The 26,507-nt window shown below is 66.6% G+C and carries 23 protein-coding genes; 13 read left to right on the top strand and 10 right to left on the bottom strand.

The features are described from left to right. Nucleotides 1–226 precede the first annotated feature (226 nt). Together QPK27_RS17290 and QPK27_RS17285 are read right to left on the bottom strand one after the other, a co-directional pair. The gene (locus tag QPK27_RS17290; RefSeq protein ID WP_290419493.1) at nt 227–1,123 is read right to left on the bottom strand and encodes an alpha/beta fold hydrolase; all 897 of its coding nucleotides are present in this window, start codon (nt 1,121–1,123) and stop codon (nt 227–229) included. Between the two features lie 167 nt (nt 1,124–1,290). Then, the gene (locus QPK27_RS17285; protein ID WP_290419492.1) at nt 1,291–2,310 is read right to left on the bottom strand and encodes a porin; all 1,020 of its coding nucleotides are present in this window, start codon (nt 2,308–2,310) and stop codon (nt 1,291–1,293) included. 244 nt (nt 2,311–2,554) lie between these two features. On the opposite strand from QPK27_RS17285, the gene QPK27_RS17280 reads away from it, so the two are divergent. The 5 genes from QPK27_RS17280 (at nt 2,555) to arsH (ending at nt 5,979) form a co-directional block, all read left to right on the top strand. Beyond that, a complete protein-coding gene (locus QPK27_RS17280) occupies nt 2,555–2,881 on the top strand; it encodes a helix-turn-helix transcriptional regulator (protein ID WP_290419491.1) in 327 nt (108 codons plus the stop codon). A gap of 14 nt (nt 2,882–2,895) precedes the next feature. Further along, the gene (locus QPK27_RS17275) at nt 2,896–3,408 is read left to right on the top strand and encodes an arsinothricin resistance N-acetyltransferase ArsN1 family B (RefSeq protein WP_290419490.1); all 513 of its coding nucleotides are present in this window, start codon (nt 2,896–2,898) and stop codon (nt 3,406–3,408) included. After that, on the top strand, nt 3,405–3,884 hold the full coding sequence (locus tag QPK27_RS17270) for an arsenate reductase ArsC (protein WP_290419489.1): 480 nt from the start codon (nt 3,405–3,407) through the stop codon (nt 3,882–3,884). The genes QPK27_RS17275 and QPK27_RS17270 overlap by 4 nt, the downstream gene beginning before the upstream one ends. A 67-nt stretch (nt 3,885–3,951) precedes the next feature. Continuing rightward, a complete protein-coding gene (locus tag QPK27_RS17265; protein ID WP_290419488.1) occupies nt 3,952–5,232 on the top strand; it encodes an arsenic transporter in 1,281 nt (426 codons plus the stop codon). Nucleotides 5,233–5,262: 30 nt separating this feature from the next. Next, nucleotides 5,263–5,979: an arsenical resistance protein ArsH gene (arsH, locus tag QPK27_RS17260; RefSeq protein WP_290419487.1), complete on the top strand. Its 717-nt coding sequence runs from the start codon at nt 5,263–5,265 to the stop codon at nt 5,977–5,979. Nucleotides 5,980–5,991: 12 nt separating this feature from the next. On the opposite strand, the gene QPK27_RS17255 is transcribed toward arsH, so the two are convergent. From QPK27_RS17255 to QPK27_RS17245, 3 genes are all read right to left on the bottom strand, one after another. Further along, the gene (locus QPK27_RS17255; RefSeq protein ID WP_290419486.1) at nt 5,992–7,194 is read right to left on the bottom strand and encodes a PAS domain-containing sensor histidine kinase; all 1,203 of its coding nucleotides are present in this window, start codon (nt 7,192–7,194) and stop codon (nt 5,992–5,994) included. Nucleotides 7,195–7,331: 137 nt separating this feature from the next. Continuing rightward, nucleotides 7,332–8,126 carry a LytTR family DNA-binding domain-containing protein gene (locus tag QPK27_RS17250; RefSeq protein WP_290419485.1) on the bottom strand — a complete coding sequence of 265 codons (795 nt, stop codon included), beginning with the start codon at nt 8,124–8,126 and terminating at the stop codon, nt 7,332–7,334. 70 nt (nt 8,127–8,196) lie between these two features. After that, a complete protein-coding gene (locus tag QPK27_RS17245; RefSeq protein ID WP_290419484.1) occupies nt 8,197–9,501 on the bottom strand; it encodes a sensor histidine kinase in 1,305 nt (434 codons plus the stop codon). A 329-nt stretch (nt 9,502–9,830) separates the two neighbouring features. Between QPK27_RS17245 and QPK27_RS17240 the strand changes: the two genes are divergently transcribed. Continuing rightward, the gene (locus tag QPK27_RS17240; protein WP_290419483.1) at nt 9,831–10,805 is read left to right on the top strand and encodes an exopolyphosphatase; all 975 of its coding nucleotides are present in this window, start codon (nt 9,831–9,833) and stop codon (nt 10,803–10,805) included. Nucleotides 10,806–10,896: 91 nt separating this feature from the next. Here the strand turns inward: QPK27_RS17240 and QPK27_RS17235 are convergent, their stop codons facing one another. The 3 genes from QPK27_RS17235 to QPK27_RS17225 all read right to left on the bottom strand — a co-directional run bounded on the left by QPK27_RS17235 (nt 10,897) and on the right by QPK27_RS17225 (nt 16,590). After that, nucleotides 10,897–13,257, bottom strand: a complete 2,361-nt coding sequence (locus QPK27_RS17235) for an EAL domain-containing protein (RefSeq protein WP_290419482.1) — start codon at nt 13,255–13,257, stop codon at nt 10,897–10,899. Between the two features lie 136 nt (nt 13,258–13,393). Beyond that, the gene (gene fdhD, locus QPK27_RS17230; protein ID WP_290419481.1) at nt 13,394–14,251 is read right to left on the bottom strand and encodes a formate dehydrogenase accessory sulfurtransferase FdhD; all 858 of its coding nucleotides are present in this window, start codon (nt 14,249–14,251) and stop codon (nt 13,394–13,396) included. Beyond that, the gene (locus QPK27_RS17225; protein WP_290419480.1) at nt 14,248–16,590 is read right to left on the bottom strand and encodes an FdhF/YdeP family oxidoreductase; all 2,343 of its coding nucleotides are present in this window, start codon (nt 16,588–16,590) and stop codon (nt 14,248–14,250) included. The genes fdhD and QPK27_RS17225 overlap by 4 nt, the downstream gene beginning before the upstream one ends. 251 nt (nt 16,591–16,841) lie before the next feature. Here QPK27_RS17225 and QPK27_RS17220 point away from each other — a divergent pair, with 251 nt between their 5' ends. Continuing rightward, nucleotides 16,842–18,389, top strand: a complete 1,548-nt coding sequence (locus tag QPK27_RS17220; RefSeq protein ID WP_290419479.1) for a catalase — start codon at nt 16,842–16,844, stop codon at nt 18,387–18,389. 130 nt (nt 18,390–18,519) lie between these two features. Continuing rightward, a complete protein-coding gene (locus QPK27_RS17215) occupies nt 18,520–19,518 on the top strand; it encodes a S9 family peptidase (RefSeq protein WP_290419478.1) in 999 nt (332 codons plus the stop codon). Between the two features lie 73 nt (nt 19,519–19,591). Here QPK27_RS17215 and QPK27_RS17210 read toward each other — a convergent pair whose 3' ends face one another. After that, entirely contained in the window at nt 19,592–20,860 is a 1,269-nt protein-coding gene (locus tag QPK27_RS17210) for a nitronate monooxygenase (RefSeq protein ID WP_290419477.1), read from the bottom strand. Between the two features lie 154 nt (nt 20,861–21,014). Continuing rightward, complete coding sequence (locus QPK27_RS17205; RefSeq protein WP_290419476.1) at nt 21,015–21,500, bottom strand: YajQ family cyclic di-GMP-binding protein; 486 nt, start codon at nt 21,498–21,500, stop codon at nt 21,015–21,017. Between the two features lie 143 nt (nt 21,501–21,643). On the opposite strand from QPK27_RS17205, the gene murB reads away from it, so the two are divergent. The 5 genes from murB (at nt 21,644) to bla (ending at nt 26,500) form a co-directional block, all read left to right on the top strand. Further along, complete coding sequence (gene murB, locus QPK27_RS17200; RefSeq protein ID WP_290419475.1) at nt 21,644–22,672, top strand: UDP-N-acetylmuramate dehydrogenase; 1,029 nt, start codon at nt 21,644–21,646, stop codon at nt 22,670–22,672. Between the two features lie 16 nt (nt 22,673–22,688). Beyond that, entirely contained in the window at nt 22,689–23,396 is a 708-nt protein-coding gene (locus QPK27_RS17195) for an SDR family oxidoreductase (protein WP_290419474.1), read from the top strand. 89 nt (nt 23,397–23,485) lie between these two features. Beyond that, nucleotides 23,486–23,878, top strand: a complete 393-nt coding sequence (locus tag QPK27_RS17190; protein ID WP_290419473.1) for a BlaI/MecI/CopY family transcriptional regulator — start codon at nt 23,486–23,488, stop codon at nt 23,876–23,878. Next, nucleotides 23,875–25,608, top strand: coding sequence for a class D beta-lactamase (gene blaOXA / locus QPK27_RS17185; protein WP_290419472.1), 1,734 nt, complete (start codon nt 23,875–23,877; stop codon nt 25,606–25,608). The genes QPK27_RS17190 and blaOXA overlap by 4 nt, the downstream gene beginning before the upstream one ends. A 31-nt stretch (nt 25,609–25,639) precedes the next feature. After that, a complete protein-coding gene (gene bla / locus QPK27_RS17180) occupies nt 25,640–26,500 on the top strand; it encodes a subclass B3 metallo-beta-lactamase (protein ID WP_290419471.1) in 861 nt (286 codons plus the stop codon). The last annotated feature ends 7 nt before the right edge of the window (nt 26,501–26,507 follow it).

Raw genomic sequence — 26,507 nt, 5'->3', positions numbered from 1 at the left:
GCGCTGGCGATCCGGCATTACCTGGCGGACTTCGTCGAGCATGCACCGTTCGGCCAGTGGCCGCTGGTCGCGGGCCTGGCGGTGGCGGCATTGGCGGCGCTGCTGGCGGTGGCACGCCATACCGGGCTGGCGATGCGCATGAGCCCGGTGCAAGCGCTGCACGACTGAGCCGACCGCTTGCCGTGCCGGCGCCAATGCTTCGGCGCTGGATGTTCCACGGCCAGTCTTAGCGGCTGACCTTGCGGTCGAGGAAGTCGCACATCAAACGCGCGATTTCTTCGCCGTCTTCTTCCAGCGCAAAGTGGCCGGTGTCGAGCAGGTGCAGCTCGGCGTCGGGCAGGTCGCGCAAATAGGGCGTGGCGCCGGCGGCCGGGAAGATCCTGTCGTTCTTGCCCCACACGATCAGCATCGGCGGCCGGTGCTGGCGGAAGTATTCCTGCCACCCGGGATAGCGCGGCGGGTTCGTGCCGTAGCTGTACAGCAGCTCGAGCTGGATCGCGCCGTTGCCGGGGCGGTCGAGATAGGCCTGGTCCATCATCCAGGCGTCGGGGCTGACGTTGCGCTCGGGATCGCGGAAACCCGCGCTGTACTGCCATCTGGTGGCCTCCAGTTGCACCAGCGGGCGCAGCCGAGCGGCATTGGCCTCGGACTTGTCCTTCCAGTAGTCCTTGATCGGCGCCCAGAATGCGTTGTCCAGGCCTTCGTCGTAGGCGTTGCCGTTCTGGACCACGATGGCGCTGATGCGTTCGGGATGCGCGTGCGCCAGGCGGTAACCGACCGGAGCGCCGTAGTCCTGCACGTAGATGGCGAACCGGGCCAGGCAGAGCTTGACGGTGAGCTTGTCGACGATGGCGGCCAGGTTGTCGAAGCTGTAGGCGAAGCTTTCCAGCGGCGGCTGGTCGCTCTGGCCGTAGCCCGGATAGTCGGGCGCGATCACGCGGTAGCGCCCGGCGAGGCGCGGGATCAGCTCACGGAACATGTGCGACGAGGTCGGGAAGCCGTGCAGCAGCAGCACTGCCGGCGCGTCCTGCGGGCCGGCTTCGCGGTAGAACACCTTGACGCCGTCGATATCGGCCGTGTGGTAGCTGACGGTGCTGGTGGTGTGGGCGGTTGGGCGATCCATGACTGATTCTTAGTTGGGCGGGATGGTCCGGTTCAGACCATGCGCCCGCTCGGCAGTTCAGTCGATGCGTCATGCGACGCGGTCAGCATCAAACAAAAAGCCGCCCGGCTTGCGCCGGACGGATTTCGTGCATCCCCCGCACGGGCAGGGGAGGCGCGGTCGCTCGCTTAGAACGAGTGACGCAGGCCGACGGTGAACACCGACGGATCGGCGCCCAGGGCGGTTGCCGGCGGGGTCACGTTGGTCGACGACGAGTTGATGCCGAAGGCGGCGCGGCCGTTGTTGCGCAGCTGGGCGTAGGTCGTGTACAGGTTGGTGCGCTTCGACAGCGAGTAGGTGTAGGCGATCGACACGGTGTTGCCCTTGGCGTCGTTGCGGTCGAACTTCTGCTGCTGGAAGTTGATGAAGAACTTGTTGGCGCCCATGGCGTACGACGCGCCGATGTTGGCGTTGGTGTATTCCGGCTGCAGTTCCGGCTCGGCCTTCAGCCAGTTGCCCTTGATCTCGAAGGCGCCGAAGGTGAAGCCGGCGCCGAACGCCATTTCCTTGTCGTCGCCCGAGTTCAGGCGCTCGGTCTGGTGGTAGCCGCCGCCCAGGTACAGGCCGCCGTTCTTGTATTCCAGCGACGCGCCCAGCAGGTCGCCCGACGGTGCGCTGTCGACGTTGTTTTCGCCGGTCGAGTAGGCTGCGTTGACGGTGAAGCCCGACAGCGCGTTCGATTTGTAGTTGACCGAGTTCGACAGGCGACGGGTCATGCGGTTGGTGCCGAAGGCCGACAGGTTGCTGCCGAACATGCCCTGGCCCAGGATGTCGGTAGCGGCGCCGACGGCGGCGATCGGGCTGTACTCGCGGCCCAGGGTCAGGGTACCGAATTCGCCTTGCAGGCCGACCACGGCGCGGCGGCCCCACATGGTCGAATCGGCGGCGCCGGTGTCGAGCGAGACGCCGCTTTCGATGTTGAACAGTGCTTTCAGGCCGTTGCCCAGATCTTCGGTGCCGCGGAAGCCGAGACGGCTGCTCGACTGGTTACCCGAGTTGACGACGGTGCGACGGTCGGTGCCCGGCGCATCGGTGTCCTCGATTGCGATCGCTGCATCCATCACGCCATAGATCTGGACGTTGGTTTGCGCGTGGGCGAACAGCGGGAGGGAAGACAGCAGTGCGGCGGCCAGGCATTTATACTTCATGAAGATCTCCAGTTTGGTTTCGACAAGATGTTGAGTTAGCACGTCAACTCAGATCGACCCGAATGTTATCGAGCCAATATGTCGAGTTGATGACAGCTTGGCTATGTTGTATTTCTGCAATAGACGGATTTCGAAAGCACTTGACGCGCCACTGGCAAGCTGTTTTCATCGTCACAATTCAACAATTATTGAATTATGATGATGTGGCGCTGCTAACTGGCGGCGTTCCTTACAAAGGGTCTGCATGGATATTTCACAGGCGGCAAGCGCCCTGGCGGCGCTGTCGCATGAGTCGCGCCTGGCGGCGTTTCGCCTGCTGGTGCAGGCCGGGCCGGAAGGGCTGGCCGCGAGCAAGATTTCGGATGCGCTCGACCTGAATCCGTCGTCGCTGTCGTTTCACCTGAAGGAGCTGGCCCACGCCGGGCTGGTCACGTCGCGCCACGAAGGACGCTTCGTCATCTATGCGGCGCGCTACGACAGCATGGATGCGCTGATGGCCTTCCTCACCGAGAACTGCTGCGGCGGCGTTCCCTGCACGCCGGCACAACAAGCTGGCTGCAAGAGCAGCTGACCATTGCGAGAACCATGCCGACCATCGAGATCCGTCCCGCCACCAGCGCCGACGCCGCGCGCATCGTGGCGATCTACAACCGCTACGTTGCCGACACCACCATCAGCTTCGAAGAGCAGCCGGTGCCAGAGGCCGAGATGGCGGAGCGCATCCGCGACGTCGCCGACGCAGGGCTGCCGTGGCTGGTTGCCGTGCACGAAGGCGAACCCGTCGGCTATGCCTACGCCACCAGATGGCGCGCGCGGCCCGCTTACCGCCATTCGGTGGAGAGCACGGTCTACCTGGCCGATGGCGCAAGCGGGCGCGGCTGGGGCACGCTGCTGGTTGGGCGTCTGATCGAGCAGTTGCGCGCGGCCGGCCTGCGCACGGTCATCGCCGGCATCGCGCAGCCGAACGCGCGCAGCGTCGCGCTGCATGAGCGGCTCGGCTTTCGCAAGGTGGCGCATTTCGCCGACGTCGGCTACAAGTTCGGGCGCTGGATCGACGTCGGCTACTGGCAGCTGAGCCTGGCCCAGGAGGCGCAATGAATGTCCTGTTCCTGTGCACCGGCAACTCGTGCCGTTCGCTGATCGCCGAAGCGCTGTTCAACCATCTGGCGCCGACCGGCTGGCACGCCATCAGCGCCGGCAGCCAGCCGACGGGCAAGCTTAACGAGCGGGCGCTGGCGCTACTGGAGCGCAAGGGGATCGCGACCGGCGGCTATTACAGCAAGTCGTGGGATAGCTTGCCGCTCACGCCCGATGTCGTGGTGACAGTCTGCGCCAGCGCGGCCGGCGAAACCTGCCCGGCCTGGCTGGGGCCGGTGCTGCGCACGCACTGGGGTGTCGAGGATCCGAGCCATGTCGAGGGCAGCGAGGCCGAGATAGCGGCTGCTTTCGAGCGCGCGTACGCCATCCTGCGCGCGCGCATCGAGGCATTCTTCGCCTTGCAGCTTGACGACTTACCGGACGATCCCGCCCGCTTCAAGCAAGCATTGGACCGCATCGGCCAGATCGTTCCATGAATCTGCTCACCGGCATGACCACGCACCCCGGGCCGCATCAGGCGGGCGGTACTGGCGGGGAAGCAAGATGCTGACCGCCATTCTGATTTTCCTCGGAACCCTGACCCTGGTGATCTGGCAGCCGCGCGGCCTGGGCATCGGCTGGAGCGCCGCCGCCGGCGCCGTGGTGGCCCTGCTTGCCGGCGCGATTGGACCCGGCGACATTCCCCTCGTGTGGCAGATCGTCTGGAACGCCACCGGCGCCTTCGTGGCGATCATCGTCATCAGCCTGCTGCTCGACCGCGCCGGCTCGTTCGAATGGGCGGCCCTGCACGTCGCGCACTGGGGCAAGGGCAGCGGGCGGCGCCTGTTCGTGCTGCTGATCCTGCTCGGCGCGCTGGTGGCGGCCGTATTCGCCAACGATGGCGCAGCCCTGATCCTGACCCCGATCGTGGTCGCCATGCTGGCGGCGCTGCGCTTCCCGCCGCGCGCGGTGCTGGCCTACGTGATGGCGGCCGGCTTCATCGCCGATACCGCCAGCCTGCCGCTGGTGGTGTCGAACCTGGTCAACATCGTGTCGGCCGATTATTTCGATATCGGCTTCAATCGCTACGCGGCGGTGATGGCGCCGGTGAACCTGGTGGCGGTGCTGGCCACGCTGGGCGCGCTGCTGTGGTTCTTTGGACGCGACATCCCGGCGCGCTACGATCTGGCGCAGTTGAAGCGCCCGCAGCAGGCGATCCACGACCGGGCCACCTTCATCGCCGGCTGGTGGGTGCTGGCGCTGCTGCTGGCCGGCTTCTTCTGGCTCGAGCCGCTCGGCGTGCCGGTCAGCGCGGTAGCGGCGCTGGGCGCGCTGGTCCTGCTGGCGGTGGCGGCGCGCGCCCGCGCCATCCCGACGCGCGCGGTGCTCATGGGGGCGCCGTGGCAGGTGGTGGTGTTCTCGCTCGGCATGTACCTGGTGGTGTATGGCCTGCGCAATGCCGGGCTGACCGATCACCTGAGCGCCGTGCTCGAACGCTGCGCCGCGCACGGCGTCTGGGGCGCCGCCTTGGGCACCGGCCTGGTCGCCGCGCTGCTGTCCTCGGTCATGAACAATATGCCGACCGTGCTGGTGGGGGCGCTGTCGATCGACGCCACGGCGACGAGCGGCGCGGTGCGCGAAGCGATGATCTACGCCAACGTAATCGGCAGCGACCTCGGTCCCAAGATCACCCCGATCGGCAGCCTGGCCACGCTGCTGTGGCTGCACGTGCTGGCGGCCAAGGGGATTCGGATCACGTGGGGCGAATACTTCCGCATCGGCATCGTGCTGACGCTGCCGATCCTGCTGCTGACGCTGTGCGCACTGGCGCTGCGTCTTTCCTGAACCGTTTACGCTACGCAAGCGAGAAATCATATGGACACACTTCCCGACCTTCCGAACATCGACCCGGCGCGCTGGGACCAGCCCGAACCCGGCAAGCTGGCGCCGGTCGGCAAATACGACCATCCGCCGCGCATCCTGATGCTGTACGGCTCGCTGCGCGAGCGCTCCTACAGCCGCTTCCTGACGCAGGAGGCGGCGCGCATCCTGGAGGCGCTCGGCGCCGAGGTGAGGATCTTCGATCCGGCCGGCCTGCCGGTGGTGGACAGCGTAGCGGACAGCCACCCGAAGGTGGCCGAACTGCGCGCGCTGTGCCTGTGGTCGGAAGGGCAGGTGTGGTGCAGTCCGGAGCGGCACGGCGCGGTGACCGCCGTGATGAAGAACCAGATCGACTGGATTCCGCTGGAGCAGGGCGCGATCCGCCCGAGCCAGGGCCGCACTCTGGCGCTGATGCAGGTGTGCGGCGGTTCGCAATCCTTCAACGTGGTCAACAGCCTGCGCCTGCTGGGACGCTGGATGCGCATGTTCACGATCCCGAACCAGTCCTCGGTGCCGATGGCCTATCAGGAATTCGACGACGCCGGGCGCATGCGCCGTTCGGCCTATTACGAGCGCGTGGTGGACGTGATGGAGGAGCTGGTCAAGTTCACGCTGCTGCTGCGCGGCAGCACGGATTACCTGACCGACCGCTACAGCGAGCGCAGCGCACGCGTGCGGCAGGGCATCGACCGCCAGATCGCCAGGCTCTGACGCCGCCCCGGCTCACGCCAGGTGCCCGTCCAGCGGCAGCACGATGTCGATGCGGGTGCCGGGCGGCTCGTCGCCCGAGATGGTGATTTCTCCGCGCATGCCCCAGACCCGCTCGCGCATCCCGACCAGCCCGAGCGATTCGGCCTTGTCCATGTCTTCGGCGCGGATGCCGCGGCCGTCGTCGCGGATCGTCACCAGCAAGTCGCTGTTGGAGCGGTACAGGTTGAGCACCACGCTGCGGGCGTCGGCGTGGCGCGCGATATTGGTCAGCGCTTCCTGCACGATGCGAAATACCGCCGTGCTGGCGCTGTCGTCCAGGCGCAGTTCGGCTTCGTCGGCCAGCAGGGTGCAGGCGATGCCGTGGCGCTCGACGAATTCGTCGCGCAAGCCCTGCAGGGCGAAGTACAGGCCGCCTTCGTCGAGGGCGCGCGGGCGCAGGTTGGTGGCGATGCGGCGCAGCGAGGTGATCGCGGTCAGCAGATTGGTTTCCATGCCGGCGATCAGGTGCACGCTGGCTTCGGGCAGGTGGTCGATGCGGCCGAGCAGGGTCAGGTCCATGCGCAGTGAGGCCAGCAACTGGCCGAGGTCGTCGTGCAGTTCGCGCGCAATGTGGGTGCGCTCTTCTTCGCGGATGCTTTGCAGGGCCGCCGACAACTGGCGCAGCTGGTCGTGCGAGCGGCTCAGCTTCTGCTGCACCAGGTGGCGTTCGGAGACGTCGCGCAGGATTACCGTGTAGACGCGGCGGCCTTCGTGGGCGACGCTCGAGATCGAGCCTTCGATCGGGAACAGCTGGCCGTTGGCGCGGATCCCGGTCACCGCGTAGTCGGTGGCGCGGCGTCCGGCGCGCCCGCTGCCGGTGGGGAAATAGTCGAGCGGCGTGAGCATCGCGTCGGGCGGCGGACTCGAGATGACCACGCTCGGCGGCTGGATGTAGCGCGCCAGCGCGCTGCCCTTCATGACGCCGACGCCCGTGCCGAACATATGGGCCGCGGCCGGGTTGGCCAGCAGGATGCGGGTGCGCTCGTCGACCGACAGGATGGCGTCGCTGGCGCTGTGGACGATGCGGCGGCTGTCGAAGCCGCGCCCGCCGCGTGTCGGCGGACGCGGGCGGCGCAGCACCGCCACCAGGCGGCTGGTGCAAACACCGCCCAGGAAGCCGGCCAGCAGCATCGCGCGGGGCGCGCCGAGGCGGCGGTAACTGCGCTGAGGTGTCATGTGGGGAAGGTAGTGAAGACCCGCAGGGCGCGGGCCGGAGTTTCTACCTTAACTGCTGGGTGGGGCGGTGGCGTTGAGGGGAAGCAAACGAGCGTGTGCCTGTACGCGCCAGGGCGTACGCGACCGGGCGTACGCCATCACATCTGCTTGAACAGATGCAGGAAACTCCGGCTCACCTCGAGCTTCTCCGGCCGCCCCTTCACCATCACCAGGTGCCGCCCGCGGATATCGCGCGTCACGCCTTCGATCGCATTCACGTTCACCAGCGTCGCGCGGTGAATCTGCCAGAACAGCGACGGATCGAGCTCTTCGGCCAGGTCGCGCACCGGTTTGCGGATCAGCGCCTCGAACCCGGCCGTCTGCACGCAGGTATATTTTTCGTCGGAGCGGAAGAACAGGATGTCCTCGACCGGAATCATGCGCAGGTCCTGGCCGATGCTGGCCTGGATCCATTGCAAGTGCTTGGGCTTGGGTGCGGCGATCTTTTCGGCCAGCTGCGACAGCATGGCGGTGACGCTGTCGTTGACGTTGACGGCGCCGCCGTTGCCGCCGTTCGAGCTGCTGTCGAGCCGCTCCTTGAGCCGGTCGATCGTGATCTTCAAACGGTCCGGCTCGGTCGGCTTGAGCACGTAGTCGATCGCGCCGCGCTCGAACGCTTCCACCGCGTACTGGTCGTAGGCGGTGACGAACACGATCTGGCTGCGCTCGCCGATCTCGCGCGCCGCTTCCATGCCGGTCTTGCCTGGCATGCGGATGTCGAGGAAGGTCAGGTCGGGCTTGAGTTCGCCCACCAGATGCACTGCTTCCTCGCCGTTCTTGGCCTCGCCCACGATCTGCAGCTCGGGCCACACTTCGGCCAGGCGCATGCGCAACTGGTCGCGCATCAGTCGTTCGTCGTCGGCAATGATGGCGGTCGGTCCGGCAATCGTCATGGTGGTCTCTTCAGGATTGGTATGGTTGTTGAATGCTTGTTATCGAACGATTATTCCGCGATTCCGGCGTTCAGGCAAGCCGGTCGTTGCGGTCCGGCTTCGATAATTGATACGGCACTTCGATGGTCGCGATCACGCCGCTCGGGCTGTTGGCGCCGATGTGCAGGCGGCCGGCGTCGCCGTGCAGCATGCGCAGGCGGTCGCGGATCGTCTGCAGTCCGAGGCCGGTGCCGTCGCTCGGCATCACCCCGAAGCCGACGCCGTCGTCGGTGACGGTCACGCGCAGCTGGCTGTCGGCCACCTCGGCCACGATCTTCAGGGTGCCGCCCTCGGGCTTGCACTCGAGGCCGTGCTTGATGGCGTTCTCGACCATCGACTGCAGCATCATCGGCGGGAAGGCCGCGCTGCGCAGTCCGTCCGGGATCTGCAGGTCGACGTTCAAGCGTTCTTCCATGCGCATCTTGAGCAGGTCCAGGTAGGCGCGCACCATGTCCACTTCGCGCCCGAGGCCGGTGACCACGGCGTTGTCGCGCATCTGCGGCAGCACCGCGCGCAGGTACTGGATCAGGCTGCGCTGCATGGCCGAGGCGCGCGGCGGATCGACCCGGATCAGGTGCTCGACCGAGGCCAGGGTGTTGAACAAAAAGTGCGGCTCGACCTGGGCCTGCATCATCTGCATTTTCGTTTCCGACAGCTGGCGCTGCATCGCTTCGCGCTCGGCGGCGTCGTTTGCCACCTTGGCCTCGGCATCGGCGCGCTTCTTGCCGCCGACCAGGGCCTTGGTGCCGAACAGGGCGAGCAGCAGCAGCAGCACGAAGTTCATGAACCAGGTCGAGGCCTGCTTGTGGTAGCGCGTCACCTTCTGCTCGGCGGCGTCCTCGACCGCGGCTTCGATCGCGTTCGACAGTTCCTCGCCGATCTGCGGCGGCAGCTCGATGTGGACCGAGTCGCCATTCGGGTTGACGTTGACCGTGCCGGCGCCGCCACCGCCCCGGCTGGGAGCGGCCGGCGGCATCGGCGGGGTGGGCGGGGTGACGGCGTCCGGCGTTTCCGGGCTGGCCGGCGCTTCCGGCTCGGCCGAGGCGGCGGCGCGCGCCCGGTTGCGCGGATTGAAGTGGATGCCGCTTTCGTCGATCAGGATGCTGGCGTCGCTGCGGCGGCCGGCTTCGCGCTCGGCGCGCGCGATCTCTTCCTCGGCCGGACGGTTGAACAGCTCCTGCTGCAGGATGCCGGCCGCGGCCAGCGTCAGGCAGGCGAACAGCAGGAACTTCCACCACGAGAGCTGGGTCACCCAGGTGGCGACCGCGTCGAAGCAACGGTACAGCCAGGACAGGATGCCGGCTAAATGCTGTTGGGTTGTGCTGCGTGCTTGCATGGCGTGTTCGTTTTCCGGTGTTGTTCTTTGACCGCGCACGGCGGCCGGCACATCCCACCCCGGTCTGTATGGTCGTTGCCGGCGGGTGTTGGAATGTTGCAACTCTCAGCATCACTGTAACGCGCCCGGCGCGCCAGGGCCAGCCCCCGTGCGACAGCCTGCAGGATTGCGGGAATGGACGGCAGCGCCGGCCACCCGCGGCAAACGCCCCGGGCGATGATGTTTCGCCACAAAAGCTGTTATTTAGAAATATTGCAAGGTATGATGATTCACTTGCATGGCCGGATCATGCCGGCCGCGTCCACAACCAGCGAAGAAGGGGTGTGCCGATGTCCGCAACGCAGAACGCGCTTCAAGCCGGTTCCCAGCCTGGGAATCAGCACAAATTCCGCCTCGTCACCCGCAGCGATTTCGACGGCCTGGTGTGCGCCGTGCTGCTGCGCCACCTGGACCTGATCGACGACATCCTGTTCGTTCACCCGAAGGACATGCAGGACGGGAAGATCGCGATCACCAGCCGCGACATCACCACCAATCTGCCCTATGTCGCCGGCGCCCACATGGTGTTCGACCACCATTTGTCGGAAACGCTGCGCAACCTCGAGCGCGCCCGGAACCACATCATCCACCCGCAGGCGCCGTCGGCGGCGCGCGTGGTGTACGACCACTACGGCGGCGCACGCACCTTCCCGGCCGCCTGGGACGACATGATGGCGGCGGTCGACAAGGGCGACGCGGCGCGCTTTTCGCGCGACGAAGTGCTGGCCCCGGCCGGCTGGAACCTGCTCAATTTCCTGATGGATGCGCGTACCGGGCTGGGGCGCTTCCACGACTTCCGCATCTCCAACTACCAGCTGATGATGGAACTGATCGGCTATTGCGCCACCCACCGCATCGACCAGATCATGGCCTTGCCCGACGTGCAGGAGCGGTCCGCGCTGTATCTGGAACACGCCGAACAGTGCAAGGACCAGATCCGGCGCTGCGCCCGCGTCGAGCGCAACCTGGTGGTGCTCGATCTGCGCGGCGAAGACGTGATCTATGCGGGCAACCGCTTCATCATCTATGCGCTGTTCCCGGAGACGAACATCTCGATCCACGTACTGTGGGGCGTGAAGCAGCAGAACACCGTGTTCGCGACCGGCAAGTCGATCCTGAACCGCAGTGCGAAGACGAATATCGGGGCCTTGATGCTGGAGTATGGCGGCGGCGGGCACGAGAATGCGGGGACGTGCCAGGTGTCGAACGATATGGCGGAGGAGGTGCTGGGGGCGCTGGTGCAGAGGATTACCAGCGAAGGGTGAGCGCTGCCGCGGCATGGTCCCACTCACCGTAGGCCCGCTACTCGTCACGCCAGTCGTGCCTGCGCAGGAATGACGTGCAAAAGTCGCAGGCCTACAAGGTATGCTGCCGCTGCTCCAGCATATGCCTTGCCGCCTCCGGCAACAGCGGCTCGCTGAACCACTGCCCCTGCAACTGGTCGCACCCGTGCGCGCGCAGGAACTCGACCTGCGCCTCGGTTTCCACCGCTTCCCCGATCACCGCGATATCGAGATTGTGCCCGATGTCGATCAGCGTCTTGGCCAGCAGGCTGCCGCGTCCGTGCTCGCCGATGCCGTGCACCGCCGCCTTGGACAGCTTGATCTGGCGCACCGACAGCTGCTGCAGGAACGACAGGTCCGAAATCCCGCGTCCGAACTCGTCCACCGACAGCATGGCGCCGACGTCGCGCAATTGCGCCGACAGTTCGCGCCCGAGTGCTGGATTGCGGATCAGGTCGGCCTCGGGAATCTCGATCTCGAGGCTGCCCGGCGGCAGGCCGTAGTCGGACATGCGCTGGGCGATGCCGGGGATGAAGCCGGCGCGGCTGTATTCGCGGTGCGAGACGTTCACCGCCACCGGCAGGCCGACATAGCCGGCGTGGCGCAGCTGGCGCGCAAAGGCGCAGGCCTGGTCCAGCACCCAGGCGCCGATCTCGACGATCATGCCGCTTTCCTCGGCTTCGCCCAGGAACGCCGCCGGCAGCATCACGCCGTGCTCTGGATGGCGCCAGCGCAGCAGGGCTTCGAAGCCGCGCACCTTGCCGCTGCGCGCGTCCATGCGTGGCTGGAACAGCAGGAACAGTTCGTCGTCCTCGATCGCGTTGCGCATATTGCCGGCCAGTGCGGCGCGCGCATCGCTGGCCGAGCGCATCTCGTTGGAAAAGAAATGCAGGCCGCCGCCATTGTTCTTGGCGCGGTACATCGCCATGTCGGCCGCGCGCAGCAGGTCGACCGCCTGGCCGCCGTCGTGCGGATAGGCCGAGATGCCGAGGCTGGCGCCGAGCGGGATCTCGTTGCCGTTGAACGAGACCGGCGTCGCCAGTGCGCGCCAGACCCGGTCGACCATGCGCAGCGTGAAGCGCAGCGAGGGCTGGTCGACCAGTACCAGCACGAATTCGTCGCCCGACAGGCGCGCCACCGTGTCGCTGTCGCGCACCGTGGCCTGCAGGCGCCGCGCCACCACCTTCAGCACGGCGTCGCCGGCGTCATGGCCGAAGGTGTCGTTGATGGCCTTGAAGCCGTCGAGGTCGATCAGCACGGTGGCCACCAGGGTCTGGTGGCGGTTGGCCAGGTGGACTGCGTGCTCGAGCCGGTCCCACAGCAGGTTGCGGTTGGCCAGCCCGGTCAGGCTGTCGTGGTTGACTTCGTGCTCGAGGTGATCGGTGCGCTGCTTGGAGGCGGTGACGTCGTTCAGGATGCCGATGAAGTGGGTCACCTTGCCGTTCTCGTCGTGCACCGGCGTGATGTGCAGGTCGTTCCAGAACATGTCGCCGTTCTTGCGCAGGTTGCGCATGATCACGTGCACCGAGCGCTGTTCGGTGAGCGCCTGCCTGAGGCGGCGCCGTTCGTCCCCGTCCAGTCCGGGCGCGGCCATGAAGCGCGGATCTCGTCCAATCACCTCGTCGGCGGGGTAGCCGGTGATGCGCTCGAAGGCCGGGTTGACGTATTCGATCGCGTGATCGGGGCCGCCATCCCCGCAGATGACCACGCCGTTGCTGGCCGCATGCAGCGCGCGCCGGTACAGGTTGAGTTGCTGCTCGCGCGCGCGCCGCTTGGAGATGTCGATGCCCATCCCGAACAGGTACTGGCCGCCGTTGCAATCGATGCGCGCGCCGCACAGCAGCATCGGCGTTTCGCGCCCGCTGCGCGAGACGTAATTGACCTCCATCTGCACTTCGGCATTCTCGTCGAACACGCGGCGGATGTTCTCGGTCGCGGTCGGACGGTCGTGCAGCTCGAGCATGTCGACCGCGTTGGTGGCCGCCACTTCGTCCGGCATCATTTCGCACAATCGCTCGAGGTTGTGGTTCCACAGCAGGATGCGGCCGTCGCGGTTAGTGGTGTAGAAAGTGCCGGGCAGCAGGTCGACCACGGAAGCCAGCGGCGTGCGGCCGATGCGCTCGGCCTCGCTCGCCTTGTCGGCGGCGGGCGCGAGTTGGAGCACGTGGCCGCGCGGGTTACCGGCAGCGTCGCGCTGCGGGCTCAGGCTCACCTGGGCCGCGCGCGCGGGCTGGATGGCGAGCTGGACTTCGCCACTGCCGGCGCCGGCCAGCGCGGCCCAGTCGGGCTCGAACAGCAGGCGCGCGAGCGGCTGCCCGATGATGTCCTGCGCTTCGCATCCGAACAATGCGGCGCAGGCAGGGTTCCAGCTTGACACCTGGCCGTCATCGTCGACCAGGAAGGTGACTTGTTCGAAACTGTCGAACGTCGGCATATCGGACCACCTTTCACGCGATGGATCGCGTGCAGGCAAGCTTACACCTGTTCCAATTCAGGGCGTCAAGCATTATGCGATGTGCGTGCGGCAAGGCCTGGCCCGCAGGCGCGCCGGAGCTGATCAGCCCGCCGGATCAGTCCGTGCGCGTCAGGCGCTGGGGATGGCTGTAGACCACGTGCCGCTCGCCGCGCACGAAGCCGGCCAGCGTCACGCCGGCGCGCTCGGCAGTGCGCACCGCCATCGCGGTCGGGGCCGATACCGCGGCAAGGATCGCAATGCCCGCGCGCGCCGCTTTCTGCACCATCTCGAAGCTGGCGCGGCTGGTGACGACCACGAAGCCACTGCCGGGCGCGACGCCGTCGCGCGCCAGTGCGCCGATCAGCTTGTCGAGCGCGTTGTGGCGGCCGACGTCTTCGCGCACGCACAGGATCGATCCGTCCCAGCCGGCCCAGCCGGCCGCATGCGCGGCGCCGGTGGCGTGGTGCAATTGCTGGTGCGCGGACAGGGCGGTCATGGCGCGATGCAGCGCGGCGGGTGCGAGGCGGCCGTCGACGCCGTGGGCGCCGCCGTCGCGTGGGTCGAGCAGGCTGGCCTCGCGCTCGAACCAGGCCAGGCTGTCGATGCCGCACAGGCCGCAGCCGGTCTTGCCCGTGCGGGCACGGCGGGTTTGCTTGAAGCGCGCCATGGCGCCGGCCGCGATCTGCATCGACAGCGTGATGCCGTGCGCGCTTTCCTCGACCTCGATGTCGTGGATGTCGCGCGGATTGCGCACGATGCGCTCGGCCAGAGAAAAGCCGACCGCGAAATCTTCCAGGTCTTGCGGCGAAGCCAGCATCACGGCGTGGCTGATGCCGTTGTAGACCATGGCCACCGGCACTTCCTCGGCCAGGATCTCGTCGGCGGGCGCCAGCACGCCGTCGCGCCAGGACGCAGCCGGCACGTGCGACGCGGCGGCCGGCTCGGGAACGGTGAAGAGGTGAGGCGCGTTCATGCGCGCTGGTTTAGCGTAGCCGTCGTTTCTCCGGTCACCGCGCCGGTTCGTCCCGTGCGCTCGAGGATCACGTCGATCGACTTGGCCGCCGGCACCTTGCTTTCCTTGGCATGGTGCCACAGTGGAATCAAGGGATTGCATTCCGGGTAGTAGCCGGCGATCGCGCCCGCCGGCACGTCGTAGGGCACGATCGCCAGGCCGTCGACGCGGCGCTCGACGCCGTCGTCGGTGGCGGTGCGCAGGCTGACCACGTCGCCTTGCGCCAGGCCGTGGCGCTCGATATCGCGCGGGGCCATGAACAGCACCATGCGGCTGCCGTTCACGCCGCGGAAACGGTCGTCGTGGCTGTAGATGGTGGTGTTGAACTGGCCGTCGCTGCGGATGGTGAACAGGCGCAGCACGTCGGGACCGCCCTGCATGTCGGGGTTGCCCGCCAGCTGTTCCGGGGTGGTGAACTCGGCCTTGCCGCTGTCGGTGTTCCACACCCGCTCGGCGGCGCCGAGCGGCTTGCGGAATCCGCCCGGCGTCCACATCCGTTCGTTGAAGTCGTGGAAGATGGCCGGGAAGGTTTCGGCGATGGCGCTGCGGATGGTGCTGTAGTCGGCCACCCAGCCGTCCCAGTCGACCTTCGGATTCGGGTCGAGCGTGGCCTTGGCGATGCCGGCCACGATCGCCGGTTCCGACAGCAGCGTCGGCGCGGCCGGCTCGGTCATGCCGCGCGAACCGTGCATGTACGAGGTGGAGTCCTCGATCGTCACTGCTTGTTCTCCGCTGCGCTGGCGGTCGATCTCGATCCGGCCCAGGCAGGGCAGCAGGTAGGCGGCCTTGCCGTGGATGACGTGGTTGCGGTTCAGCTTGGTGGCAACCTGGACCGACAGCGGCAGCTGGCGCCAGGCCGCCTCCATCAGGCGCGTCTCGGGCACGGCGCGCACGAAGTTGCCGCCCAGGCCGATGAAGGCTTGCAGCTCGTGCTTGAGGATCGCCTCGCAGGCGTCGACCGTGGTCAGGCCTTCTTCGCGCGGCGGCTCGAAGCCGTACTGTTCCTTGAGCTTGTCGAGCGGGGCCAGTTCCGGCTTTTCGGTGATGCCGACGGTGCGCTGGCCCTGCACATTGGAGTGGCCGCGCACCGGGCAGATGCCGGCGCCGGGGCGGCCCATATTGCCGCGCAAGAGCAGCAGGTTGACCAGCATGGTCACGTTCTGCACGCCGTTGCGGTGCTGGGTCAGGCCCATGCCATACACGCCCAGCACGGCGCCGGCCCTGGCATAGACCTCGGCCGCGGCTTCGATGTCGGCGCGCGGCAGGCCGGACAGGTGTTCGATCTCGGCCCAGTCGGCGGCGCGCACGGCGCGCTCGAATTCCTCGAAGCCGTGGGTGTGTTCCATGATGAAGGCGGTGTCGATCACGCGTTGCTCACCCTTGGCGCGGGCGGCGTCGTCGAGCGCGAACACGGTCTTGCACATGCCCATCATGACGGCGCTGTCGCCGCCCGGGCGCAGCTGGTGGTACTGGGTGCTGATCGCGGTCTCTTTGCCAGTGAGCATTTCGAGCGGCGACTGCGGGTTGGTGAAGCTCACCAGGCCGCGTTCGCGCAGCGGATTGAAGGTGACGATCGGCACGTCGCGCGAACGCACTTCCTGCAGCTGGTGCAGCATGCGCGGGCTGTTCACGCCGACGTTCTGGCCGAAGAACAGGATGCAGTCGGTGTGCTTGAAGTCGTTCAGCCCGACCGTGCCGACGCCCACGCCGAGCGTCTTCTGCAGCCCGACCGAGGTGCTTTCGTGGCACATGTTGGAACTGTCCGGCAGGTTGTTGTTGCCGTACATCCGGGCCAGCAGCTGGTACATGTACGAGGTTTCGAGCGAGGCGCGCCCGGACGCGTAGAACACGACCTTGTCGCGTTCGCAGCCGCGCAGGAAGGCGCCGATCTCGGCAAAGGCGGTGTCCCATTCGACCGGGCGGTACTTGTCGCTGGCCGCGTCGTAGCGCAGCGGCACGGTCAGGCGGCCCTGGTCTTCCAGGTCGTGGTCGCTCCAGCCTTCCAGTTCGGTGAGCGTGTGGCGCTCGAAGAAATCGGCGCCGATGGTCTTGCTCGTGGTCTCCCACGCGGTGGCCTTGGCGCCGCTGGAGCAGAACTCGAAGGGGTGCGGATTGGCCGGCTTGGCCCACGAGCAGCTGACGCAGGCGTAGCCGTCGGGCTTGTTCTGCTTGAGCAGAAGCCGGGTGTCCTTCAGCGTCACGTGCTGGTGGGTAAGGGCGTTGGCGACGTCGCTGACCGAACCCCAGCCGCCGGCGGGCATGGTGGCGGGTTCGACGTGGACCTTGGTTTCGTTGCTCATGCGGCTCTCCCTGCTGATCGAAGGTCTACCGTAACGGCGGCCCGGCGTGCTCCTCGGTGCGTCCGCGCACACAGATCGACCATCGGCCGGTAATCGCGGGTCATTCGCGGACCTCAAGCGCGCCTGACACCAATTGCTGTTCGATCAAGATAGTAAAAAACCTATCGCAACTATAGCGACAATTTATTTCTTAAATAGCACGCTCGTCCGTATGATCGCTATCTCTTACGAACAAACGATAGGTTTTGTATATGAGCTTTGCTTTCCCTTCCGCCGGGCGTACTGCCCTGTGCGCATTGACCCTGTCCGCCGGCGTCATGGCCCTGGTTCAGGGCGCCTATGCGCAGACCCTGACCAAGGATAACGGCGCCCCGGTGGGTGACAACCAGAACAGCCAGACTGCCGGCCCCGGCGGCCCGACCCTGCTGCAGGACGTGCACCTGGTGCAGAAGCTGCAGCGTTTCGACCGCGAGCGCATCCCCGAGCGCGTGGTGCACGCCACCGGCACCGGCGCCCACGGCAGCTTCGTCACCACCGACGACTTGTCTGACCTCACCAAAGCCAAGCTGTTCAAGCGCGATACCGTGACCCCGGTGTTCGTGCGCTTCTCGACCGTGATCCCGAGCCGTTCCGGCGCCGAGACCACGCGCGACCCGCGCGGCTTCGCCACCAAGTTCTATACCCAGGAAGGTAACTGGGACCTGGTGGGCAACAACCTGCCGATCTTCTTCATCCGCGACGCGATCAAGTTCCCGGACATGATCCACGCCCTGAAGCCGGACCCGGTGACCAATGTGCAGGAGCCGGAACGCGTATTCGACTTCTTCTCGCACATCCCGGAATCGACCGCGATGCTGACCCGCGTGTATTCGAACTACGGCACCCCGGCCAGCTACCGCCAGATGGATGGCAGCAGCGTGCACGCGCTGAAGCTGATCAACGCCAAGGGCGAATATGTGTACGCCAAGTTCGCCTGGAAGACCCAGCAGGGCGAGCGCAATCTGCGTCCGCAGGAAGTCGCCGCGGTGCAGGCCAAGAGCACCGCACACGCCACGGTCGACCTGTATGAATCGATCAAGGCCGGCAAGTTCCCGAAATGGGACCTGACCGTGCAGGTGCTCAAGCCGCAAGACCTGGACAAGTTCGACTTCGATCCGCTGGATGCGACCAAGATCTGGCCGGGCATTCCGGAGCGCAAGGTCGGCACCATGACCCTGAACCGCGTGCCGGACAACTTCTTCGAAGCGACCGAGCAAGTCGCGATGGCGCCGGGTAACCTGGTGCCGGGCATCGAGCCGTCGGAAGACCGCATGCTGCAGGGCCGCCTGTTCTCGTACATCGACACCCAGCACCACCGCCTGGGCGCCAACTTCCAGTCACTGCCGATCAACCGTCCGTTGGTGCCGGTAAAGAACCACCAGCAAGATGGCCAAGGCAATATCGACGGCCGCAAGGGTTCGGTGAACTACCAGCCGAGCCGCCTGGCGCCGCTGGTCGAAGATCCGAATGCGCGTTCCAGCAACCTGCCGCTGACCGGTACCACTCAGCAGCAACGCATCGCCAAGACGCTGAACTTCCGCCAGGCCGGCGAGTTCTACCGCTCGCTGAGCAGCCAGGACCGTGACGACCTGATCGCCAACCTGTCGGGCGACCTGAAGCGTGTGCAGAACGTCGAGACCCGCGAGACCATGCTGTCGCACTTCTGGAAGGCCGATGCCGACTACGGCAAGCGCCTGGTGAAGGCGGTCGGCGGCGACGCCAAGCGCATCGAGTCGCTGGCTGCTGCACTGAAGGAGTAAGGGCAGGGCGGGCGTCCTCTGGTTCGACGCCCGCTTACCCGCAACGCATTGCCCCGCGGTTGGCGAACTGGCAAGATGCATGACTCCATTCATGAAAGGAGTCTGCGTGAGCCGGTTCGCCAATTGCCGTATGTCGAGTATTTTCCTTGGCCTGCTGCTGGCCGCTTCCGTTTCGGTTGCCTCCAACGCGCACGCTGCAGAAGCCGAGCGGCGCGAGACCTTCGACTTCAAGACCTGGAGCATCCAGCGCATCACGCTGCCGCAAGCCGGCCAGCCGGCGGTCAGCTACTACCTGTCTCCGCCGAAGACCAAGGCGCCGCTGGTGCTGTTCGTGCAGGGCTCCGGCTGCATCGCGCCGTTTTCCGGCCTTGGCACCGACAACCGCAGCGCCTCGATCTTTCCGTATGTCGGCCTGGCCATGGGCGGGCGCTTTGCCGTGATGGCGGTGGACAAGCCGTATCAGACGGCCGGCCGCCAGGACGGCGAACCGAACGGCGCTCTGGAATGCAGCGCAGAGTTCAACAAACACTATTCTTACGACACCTGGCTGGCGACATTGCGCACGGCCTTGCAGCATGCCTTGGCGCGCCCCGACGTTGATCCGAGCCGGGTGCTGGTCGTCGGCATGTCCGAGGGTGGCGTGCTGGCAGCTGGACTGGCGCGCGCCATGCCGCAGGTGAGCGCGGTGGCGCTGGTGGGATCGTCCGGCACGACCCAGCTGTACGACATGATTGCCAGCACCTATCAGGGCAGCGGCAGCGACGCCGACAAGCTGAAGGAACTGCAGTTGATCGAGGCCACGGTGAAGCAGATCATGGCCGAGCCGGACAGCGTCAGCAAATTCGCCTGGGGCCATACCTACCGGCGCTGGAGCAGTTTCCTGGCGCAGTCGCCGGCGGACAACCTGCTGCAATCGAAGGCGCGCGTGTATATCGCGAGCGGCATGCAGGACAAGAGCGTGCCGATCCTGTCGAGCGAGGCGATGTACGCGCAGCTGCGCATGCGGGGCAGGGATGTGACGATGGTGCGGGTGCCGGGAGGAAGCCACGACCTCCTGACGGAGGCGGGCGGGCGCGAGCAGGTGCAGCAGGAGTACGACGCTATCGTCCGCTGGTTCGAAGGGCGCTGACCGGCCAACGCACAGCGGTCATGAAAAAAGCCACGGCACAGGCCGTGGCTTTCGGGACGACAGGGCTGGCCGCTTACGCCGCCACGATATCCTGCTTCGGCGGCAACGCAATCTCGTTGTTGACGCTGAACTGGTAATCCTTGAACACGTGTTCCGCGCTCAGGATCTGGTAATTGCCGTCCGCCAGCCGATGCGTGGTGTCCTTCAGGCGATAGGTGGTATGCCCGCAGGTCCAGCAATTGAAGTTGCGCATGTGCGTGCACAGGCAGGTCTTGTCCATCACCGACACCTTCTTGACGTCGGGATTGGCCTGCACCTCGCGGTTGTACGAGTTGATGTAGGCGCAGTTGCCGGTCGCATCCAGCAGATAGCCGTACGACTCGCAGCCCGGACGAATGCCCGAGCCGATCGCCGGCGTATTCTTGAGCATGCGCATCGGATAGCCGGTCGGCGACACGCCGTTGACTTCGATGTCTTCTTCGCTGGCGCGGAAGTATTCCTGCTTGACGTTGTCCGGCAGGCCGCACTCGTGGGTGACGGTGAAACGGGTCGCCACCTGCACCGCACCGGCGCCTTTTTCCAGGAAGCCGGCCGCATCCGACCCGGTGAACACGCCACCGGCCGCGATCACCGGAATGCCCAGCTGCTCGGCTTTCATGAAGGCGTGGATCTCGTCCATGATGGTGTGCAGGTCGTACTTCTGCCAGTCATCGATGCCGAAGCCCAGGTGGCCGCCGGCCAGGGGACCCTCGACGATCACGAAGTCGGGCAGGCGGTCCAGGCGCGAGACCTTTTTCAGGAACAGCTGCAGCGCGCGCACCGACGACACGATGATGCCCAGGTGGGCGTGGCGGAAGCGCGGGTGGTCCTTGATCAGCTCGAACGAACCGAGGTGCAGGCCGGCCGACAGCGTGATGCCGTCGATGCCGGCGTCCAGCGCCGCCGACAGGCGCGTGCGCAGGGTCTCTTTCGGCGCGTTCATGGTCAGCTTTTCCATGCAGTTGACGTACACCAGACCGTCACCCTTCTTGGCTTCCATGGTCGCGCCGACGTGGCGCCGGGTCGCTTCGGCCAGCTGGTCCAGGTCGAACTGGACCACCGCCTTGTTCATGTTGTTGATGTTGAACTTGTACATCTTCGTCTTGTCTTTGACGAAGGTGGTGTCGAACTTGCGGTCGGACACGTCTTGCGACATCGCATCGGAGATATGGCCGATCCCGCCCAGCCGGGCTGCTTCCAGCGCCAGTTCCGAGGTCGAAATGTCCACACCCATTCCGCCGATCATGATGGGCACATATTCCTTGTTGCCCATGCGTAGGCGGAAATCATCAACACGTTTCATTGCTATCCTTAGACTACCAAAGCTGCTCGGGGTTGCGACAGCGCGCACGCTGCGCATTTTACTCCAAGCGCGTCAAGCTTCCCCGGATGATTGTATGCCAGGGAAGCGCTGTTGTCTGGCCGGTACGGCCGGCCAGGGCGACTCGATTGCGGTCTTAGTCGCGGAAGTTGTTGAAGGCCAGCGGCAGCTCCTGCACGTCCTTGCGCAGCATCGCCATTGCGGCTTGCAGGTCGTCGCGCTTGGCGCCGGTGACGCGCACCGATTCGCCCTGGATGCTGGCCTGGACCTTCATCTTGCTCTCTTTGATCAGCTTGGTGATCTTTTTCGCGTCTTCGGTCTCGATGCCGTTGCGCACCTTGATCACCTGCTTGACCTTGTCGCCGCCGATCTTCTCGACCTTGCCTTCGTCCAGGAAGCGCACGTCGACCTTGCGCTTGGCCATTTTGTTGACGAGCACGTCACGCACCTGGTCGAGCTGGAAGTCGGCGTCGGCGTACAGCGTCAGTTCCTTGTCCTTCTGTTCGACATTGGCCGAGCTGCCCTTGAAGTCGAAACGGGTGGTGATTTCCTTGTTCGACTGTTCGACCGCGTTCTTTACTTCGACCATGTCTGCTTCGCAGACCACATCAAACGATGGCATCGTGTTTCCTTTTTCGATATTGCATTTAGTTGAATCCCTCTATTTTAGCGAACAACCGCCCGGAGAGCGACCGATTTGCCCGACTGGAAAGCTCAAGCATTGCATGCCACTATAATGAAGCGACATTTTTGAACCGTTCAGCCATGCATCCAGACCTGCCCATCGTCCTCGACCAGCCCCTCGATTCCCTGAATACCTTCGGCATTCCCGCGCGCGCCCGTCATTACCTGAAAGTGCGCGGCGGCGCCGACCTGGCCGCGGTGCGCCACGACCCGCAATTGTCCGGCTTGCCGCGCCTGGTGCTGGGCGGCGGCAGCAATCTGCTGTTCACGCGCGATGTCGACGGGCTGGTGCTGCACATGGCCAATACCGGGCGCGAAGTGCTGGGCGAGCGCGACGGCAAGATCCTGGTGCGCGCCGGCGCCGGCGAGAACTGGCACGGCTTCGTGCAATTTACGCTGGAGCAGGGCCTGGGCGGCCTGGAAAACCTGTCGCTGATCCCCGGCACCGTCGGCGCCGCGCCGATCCAGAACGTGGGGGCGTATGGCGTCGAAACCAAGGATGTGTTTCATAGCCTGACGGCGTTCGACTTCGCCAGCGGCCAGTTGCTGACGCTGGACGCCGCCGCCTGCCGCTTCGGCTACCGCGACAGCATCTTCAAGCACGCCGAGGGGCGCGAACTGGTGGTGCTGGACGTGACCTTCGCGCTGCCGGCCGAATGGCGGCCGAACCTGCGCTACGCCGAACTGGCCAACGCCGCGCGCGACGCCGGCCTGGAGGCGCCCACCCCAAGCCAGGTCGGCCGCCTGGTCGAGGACATCCGCCGCCGCAAGCTGCCCGATCCGAAAGAGATCGGCAACGCCGGCAGCTTCTTCAAGAACCCGGTGGTGAGCGGCGCGGAGTGCGCGCGCCTGCTCGAGCACTACCCGAACCTGGTGCACCACCTCCAACCCGACGGTACCGAGAAGCTGGCCGCCGGCTGGCTGATCGACCAGTGCGGCTGGAAAGGGCAGAGTCTGGGCCAGGCCGGCGTGTATCCGAAACAGGCGCTGGTGCTGGTCAATCTGGGCGGCGCCACCGGCCTGGACGTGGTGCGGCTGGCCGAGGCGATCCAGTCCGACGTGGCGACGCGCTACGGCGTGGCGCTGGAACCGGAACCGGTATTCATTTGATTCGAGGAGCAGCATCATGATGAAGGCAATCGTCACCGGCCACACGCGTGGCCTGGGCGCCGCGATCGCGGCCGAACTGGTAAAGCGCGGCGTGGCCGTGCTGGGACTGGCGCGAAGCCGCGCCGACGCGAGCGACATCGCGCAGGCCGAGCTCGACATGGCCGACCCCGCCGCGCTGCAAGCCTGGCTGGCGGGCGAGTCGCTGCGCGACTTCCTGAAAGACAGCACCCAGGCGCTGCTGGTCAACAATGCCGGCGTGGTGACGCCGGTCGGGCCGCTTTCCGCGCAAGACCCGGCCGCCGTGGTGCGCGCGGTGTCGCTCAACGTGGCGGCGCCGCTGGCGCTGGCGGCGGCCTTCGTGCAGGCGGCGCCGCAGGCCGAGCGCCGCATCCTGCACGTCTCCAGCGGGGCCGGGCGCAGTGCCTACCCCGGCTGGAGCGTGTATTGCGCGACCAAGGCGGCGCTCGACCTTCACGCGCGCGCGATCGGGCTCGACGGGGATGCGAAGGTCAAGGCGTGCAGCCTGGCGCCGGGCGTGATCGACACCGACATGCAGGCCACCATCCGCGCCACTCCGGACGTCGATTTCCCGTTGCGCCAGCGCTTCGTCGACCTGAAGGAGACCGGCACGCTGGTCTCGCCCGCGGATTGCGCGCGCGCGCTGGTCGACTACCTACTGGCGGAGCGCTTCGGCGCCGAGCCGGTGGACGACCTGCGCAACTGATCGCCAGGCGGCATCCACGATTAGTCGTTGACAGCGGTGTGACGAATGTCGCATCATTGCGTCCATAGTCACATTAACGTGGAGTCGTCATGGCCGTTCCTTCCATTTCCGAACTGAGTCTGCTCAAGGCCCTGTGGCGTCGGCAGCCGTTGAGCGCGCGCGAAATCCATGACGCGGTGGTCGGGGAACTGGGCTGGTCGTATTCATCCACCCGCAAGACGCTCGAGCGCATGCTCGAGAAAGGCATGGTGCGCCAGGAGCTTCGGCACGGCGTGCAGGTGTACCAGGCGGTGTCGGAAAAAGTCGGCACACTGGCCGCGTTCGCCCACGATTTCGGGCGGCGCGTGATGGAGATCGATGCGCCGCTGCCGGCCGCGATGTTCACCGGCAGCAAGCTGGTCGACGACGCCGAACTGGCGCGGCTGGAGCAGATGCTCAAGGACTGGCCGGACGAGGGGGATGAGCGGGGCGGCGCGGCATGAATGCCGACCTGCTGGCCGTCCGCTTCCTGTTCGCCAGCGCCGGCTGTCTCGCGGCCGGACTGGGCATGTGGGGCGTGACGCTGCTGCTGCGGCGTTATCTGCCTGCGCTGGCCGCGCAGCGCTCGATCTGGCTGCTGGCGCAGCTGGCGATCGCGATCACGTTTGTCGTGCTGATGGCGCCGCAGGCGCGGCGCCTGCAGGTGACGCCGGTGTTCGAGATCGATGCGGCCGAGGTTGTGCACGCGCGCAGCATCGCGGCGGCGAACGAAACGCCTGACCAGTCCGTGAAGACGGGCGACGGTGGGCGCTCGTGGCTGGCGACGGCGGCGTGGATCTGGCTGGCGGCGTATGTGGCCGGGCTGATGCTTGCCTTGCTGCGGCTCTGGCAGGGCCAGCGCAGCGTCACGCACTTGGTACGGATTGCTACCCCAATCGCTGGCCGACAGTCCGGGCCACGCATCCTCGAAATCGACGCGCCGGTGTCTCCGATGCTGCTTGGCCTGCTGCGCCCGCGCTTGTTGTTGCCGCGCTCCCTGAATGATTTCGATCCGCTGCAGCAGCAGCTGATCGTCGAACACGAACTGACGCACTGGCGCCGGCATGACCTGTGGTGGCTGGCCGCGGCGTCGCTGCTGTCGGCGCTGTTCTGGTTCAACCCCGCGCTGCGCATGCTGCGCGCCCACCTGGCCTGGGCCCAGGAACTCGGCTGCGACCGCGACGTGCTGCGCGGCCGTCCTGCGGCGCAGCGCAAGGCGTATGCGGCGGCGCTGGTGGCGCAGCTGCGGCTGGGACGCAGCGGCATGGGACAGGCGCTGGCGTTCGGCGGTGTCGGCGCCGATACGGTGGCGGCGCGCCTGCACCTGATCCGCACGCCGGCAGGGCGCACGGGCTGGACCCGCTGCGCCGGCCTGGCCGGCCTGGGCGCGGCGTTCGCGGCCAGCCTCATGCTGCAGCCGGCGCTGGCCTGGCACGACGATACCGCTTCCCGCCGCGCGCTCGACTGCACCGTGATGATCGACGCCGCCAGCGGCGAACACCTGGTCGAACAGGGCGATTGCAGCACGCGGGTGACGCCGGCTTCCACCTTCAACATCGTGGTCAGCCTGATGGGCTACGACAGCGGCGTGCTGCGCGACGCGCACTCGCCGGTGCTGCCGTTCAAGCCCGGCTACGCCGACTGGATCGAGTCCTGGCACACCAGCACCGATCCCACCAGCTGGATCCGCAACTCGACGGTGTGGTACGCGCAGCAGGTGGCGGCGCGCATCGGCGCCGGCGCCGTGCGCGATTACGTGGCGCGCTTCGATTACGGCAACCGCGATCTGAGCGGCGACGCCGACGCGCCCGATGGCGAGATGAGCGCATGGTTCAACGGTTCGCTGCAGGTGTCGCCGCTGGAGCAGGCCGCCTTCCTGCGCAAGGTGGTCAGGCGCGAACTGGGTTTGACGCCGCATGCGTATGACACGTCCGCGCAACTGCTGCGGCTGCCGGCGCTCGCCAACGGCTGGCAGGTGTACGGCAAGACCGGCACCGCCCACGGCGCACTGCCTGGCGGCGGCGAAGACCCGACACGCGCCTACGGCTGGTTCGTGGGCTGGGCCAGCAAGCATGGCCGCACGGTCGTCTTCGCGCGCATGGTGCTGCAGCCGCGCGACCCCGAACGCGCCGCCGGACCGGCATTGAAGCAGGCCTTCCTGCGCGCGCTGCCGGCCACGCTCGACAGGCTCTGATTTCCCATCACTACCTGAGACAGGAGACATCATGAAGCACATTTGCCGCGCGCTTGCGCTGGCGGGCCTGGTCGCGGCCATGCCGTCCGGCGCCGCCGACTGGGACGCCCCGCAGGAGCCGTTCGCCCTGTTCGGCAACAGCTATTACGTCGGCCCGCACGGCGTGGCCTCGGTCCTGATCACCTCAAAACAAGGCCACATCCTGATCGACGGCGGCAGCGACAAGTCGCCGCAGCAGATCGTCGCGCACATCCGCCAGCTCGGCTTCAAGCCCGAAGACATCCGCTTCATCCTGGTGTCGCACGAGCACATCGACCACGCGGGCGGCATCGCCGAGCTGCAGCGCCTGTCGAACGCCGAGGTGCTGGCCGCCGGCGCCGCGGTGCCGGTGCTGCGCAGCGGCGAAGCGGGGCGCAACGATCCGCAATACGGCGGCCTGCCGAAGATGGCGCCGGTGGCGCGCGTGCGCGCCGTGCGTGACGGCGAGGTCGTCAAACTCGGACCGCTGGCGGTGACGATGCATGCCACGCCGGGCCACACCCAGGGTGGCGCCAGCTGGACCTGGCAATCGCGCGAGGGCGGGCGCACGGCGAACATGGTGTATGCCGACAGCCTGAATGCCTATGGCTCAAAGTCGTTCCGTTACAGCGGCGACCCAGCCTGGCCGAGCGCGCGTGCCGACCTCGAACGGTCGATCGGGAAAGTGGCGGCGCTGCCGTGCGGCGTGCTGGTGTCGGCGCATCCGGAGGTGAGCGACTTGTGGACGCGCTACGCGCGCCAGGAGCAGTCCGGTACCGCGGCCTTCATCGACACCAATGCCTGCCGCGCGTATGCGGCCAATGCGCGCGCCCGGCTGCAACAGCGGCTGGACGAAGAGCGTGCGAAGCCGTGAACGCCAT

The organism is Massilia sp. YIM B02443, from assembly GCF_030411955.1.
Taxonomy (GTDB): domain Bacteria; phylum Pseudomonadota; class Gammaproteobacteria; order Burkholderiales; family Burkholderiaceae_D; genus Telluria.
This window is presented reverse-complemented; position numbering and strand designations above follow the sequence as displayed.

What these genes read in the sequence shown, in the direction of transcription:
- QPK27_RS17290 (WP_290419493.1), bottom strand. Translation starts at nt 1,123, where the DNA reads ATGGATCGCCCAACCGCCCACACCACCAGCACCGTCAGCTACCACACG.
- QPK27_RS17285 (WP_290419492.1), bottom strand. Translation starts at nt 2,310, where the DNA reads ATGAAGTATAAATGCCTGGCCGCCGCACTGCTGTCTTCCCTCCCGCTG.
- QPK27_RS17280 (WP_290419491.1), top strand. Translation starts at nt 2,555, where the DNA reads ATGGATATTTCACAGGCGGCAAGCGCCCTGGCGGCGCTGTCGCATGAG.
- QPK27_RS17275 (WP_290419490.1), top strand. Translation starts at nt 2,896, where the DNA reads ATGCCGACCATCGAGATCCGTCCCGCCACCAGCGCCGACGCCGCGCGC.
- QPK27_RS17270 (WP_290419489.1), top strand. Translation starts at nt 3,405, where the DNA reads ATGAATGTCCTGTTCCTGTGCACCGGCAACTCGTGCCGTTCGCTGATC.
- QPK27_RS17265 (WP_290419488.1), top strand. Translation starts at nt 3,952, where the DNA reads ATGCTGACCGCCATTCTGATTTTCCTCGGAACCCTGACCCTGGTGATC.
- arsH (WP_290419487.1), top strand. Translation starts at nt 5,263, where the DNA reads ATGGACACACTTCCCGACCTTCCGAACATCGACCCGGCGCGCTGGGAC.
- QPK27_RS17255 (WP_290419486.1), bottom strand. Translation starts at nt 7,194, where the DNA reads ATGACACCTCAGCGCAGTTACCGCCGCCTCGGCGCGCCCCGCGCGATG.
- QPK27_RS17250 (WP_290419485.1), bottom strand. Translation starts at nt 8,126, where the DNA reads ATGACGATTGCCGGACCGACCGCCATCATTGCCGACGACGAACGACTG.
- QPK27_RS17245 (WP_290419484.1), bottom strand. Translation starts at nt 9,501, where the DNA reads ATGCAAGCACGCAGCACAACCCAACAGCATTTAGCCGGCATCCTGTCC.
- QPK27_RS17240 (WP_290419483.1), top strand. Translation starts at nt 9,831, where the DNA reads ATGTCCGCAACGCAGAACGCGCTTCAAGCCGGTTCCCAGCCTGGGAAT.
- QPK27_RS17235 (WP_290419482.1), bottom strand. Translation starts at nt 13,257, where the DNA reads ATGCCGACGTTCGACAGTTTCGAACAAGTCACCTTCCTGGTCGACGAT.
- fdhD (WP_290419481.1), bottom strand. Translation starts at nt 14,251, where the DNA reads ATGAACGCGCCTCACCTCTTCACCGTTCCCGAGCCGGCCGCCGCGTCG.
- QPK27_RS17225 (WP_290419480.1), bottom strand. Translation starts at nt 16,590, where the DNA reads ATGAGCAACGAAACCAAGGTCCACGTCGAACCCGCCACCATGCCCGCC.
- QPK27_RS17220 (WP_290419479.1), top strand. Translation starts at nt 16,842, where the DNA reads ATGAGCTTTGCTTTCCCTTCCGCCGGGCGTACTGCCCTGTGCGCATTG.
- QPK27_RS17215 (WP_290419478.1), top strand. Translation starts at nt 18,520, where the DNA reads ATGTCGAGTATTTTCCTTGGCCTGCTGCTGGCCGCTTCCGTTTCGGTT.
- QPK27_RS17210 (WP_290419477.1), bottom strand. Translation starts at nt 20,860, where the DNA reads ATGAAACGTGTTGATGATTTCCGCCTACGCATGGGCAACAAGGAATAT.
- QPK27_RS17205 (WP_290419476.1), bottom strand. Translation starts at nt 21,500, where the DNA reads ATGCCATCGTTTGATGTGGTCTGCGAAGCAGACATGGTCGAAGTAAAG.
- murB (WP_290419475.1), top strand. Translation starts at nt 21,644, where the DNA reads ATGCATCCAGACCTGCCCATCGTCCTCGACCAGCCCCTCGATTCCCTG.
- QPK27_RS17195 (WP_290419474.1), top strand. Translation starts at nt 22,689, where the DNA reads ATGATGAAGGCAATCGTCACCGGCCACACGCGTGGCCTGGGCGCCGCG.
- QPK27_RS17190 (WP_290419473.1), top strand. Translation starts at nt 23,486, where the DNA reads ATGGCCGTTCCTTCCATTTCCGAACTGAGTCTGCTCAAGGCCCTGTGG.
- blaOXA (WP_290419472.1), top strand. Translation starts at nt 23,875, where the DNA reads ATGAATGCCGACCTGCTGGCCGTCCGCTTCCTGTTCGCCAGCGCCGGC.
- bla (WP_290419471.1), top strand. Translation starts at nt 25,640, where the DNA reads ATGAAGCACATTTGCCGCGCGCTTGCGCTGGCGGGCCTGGTCGCGGCC.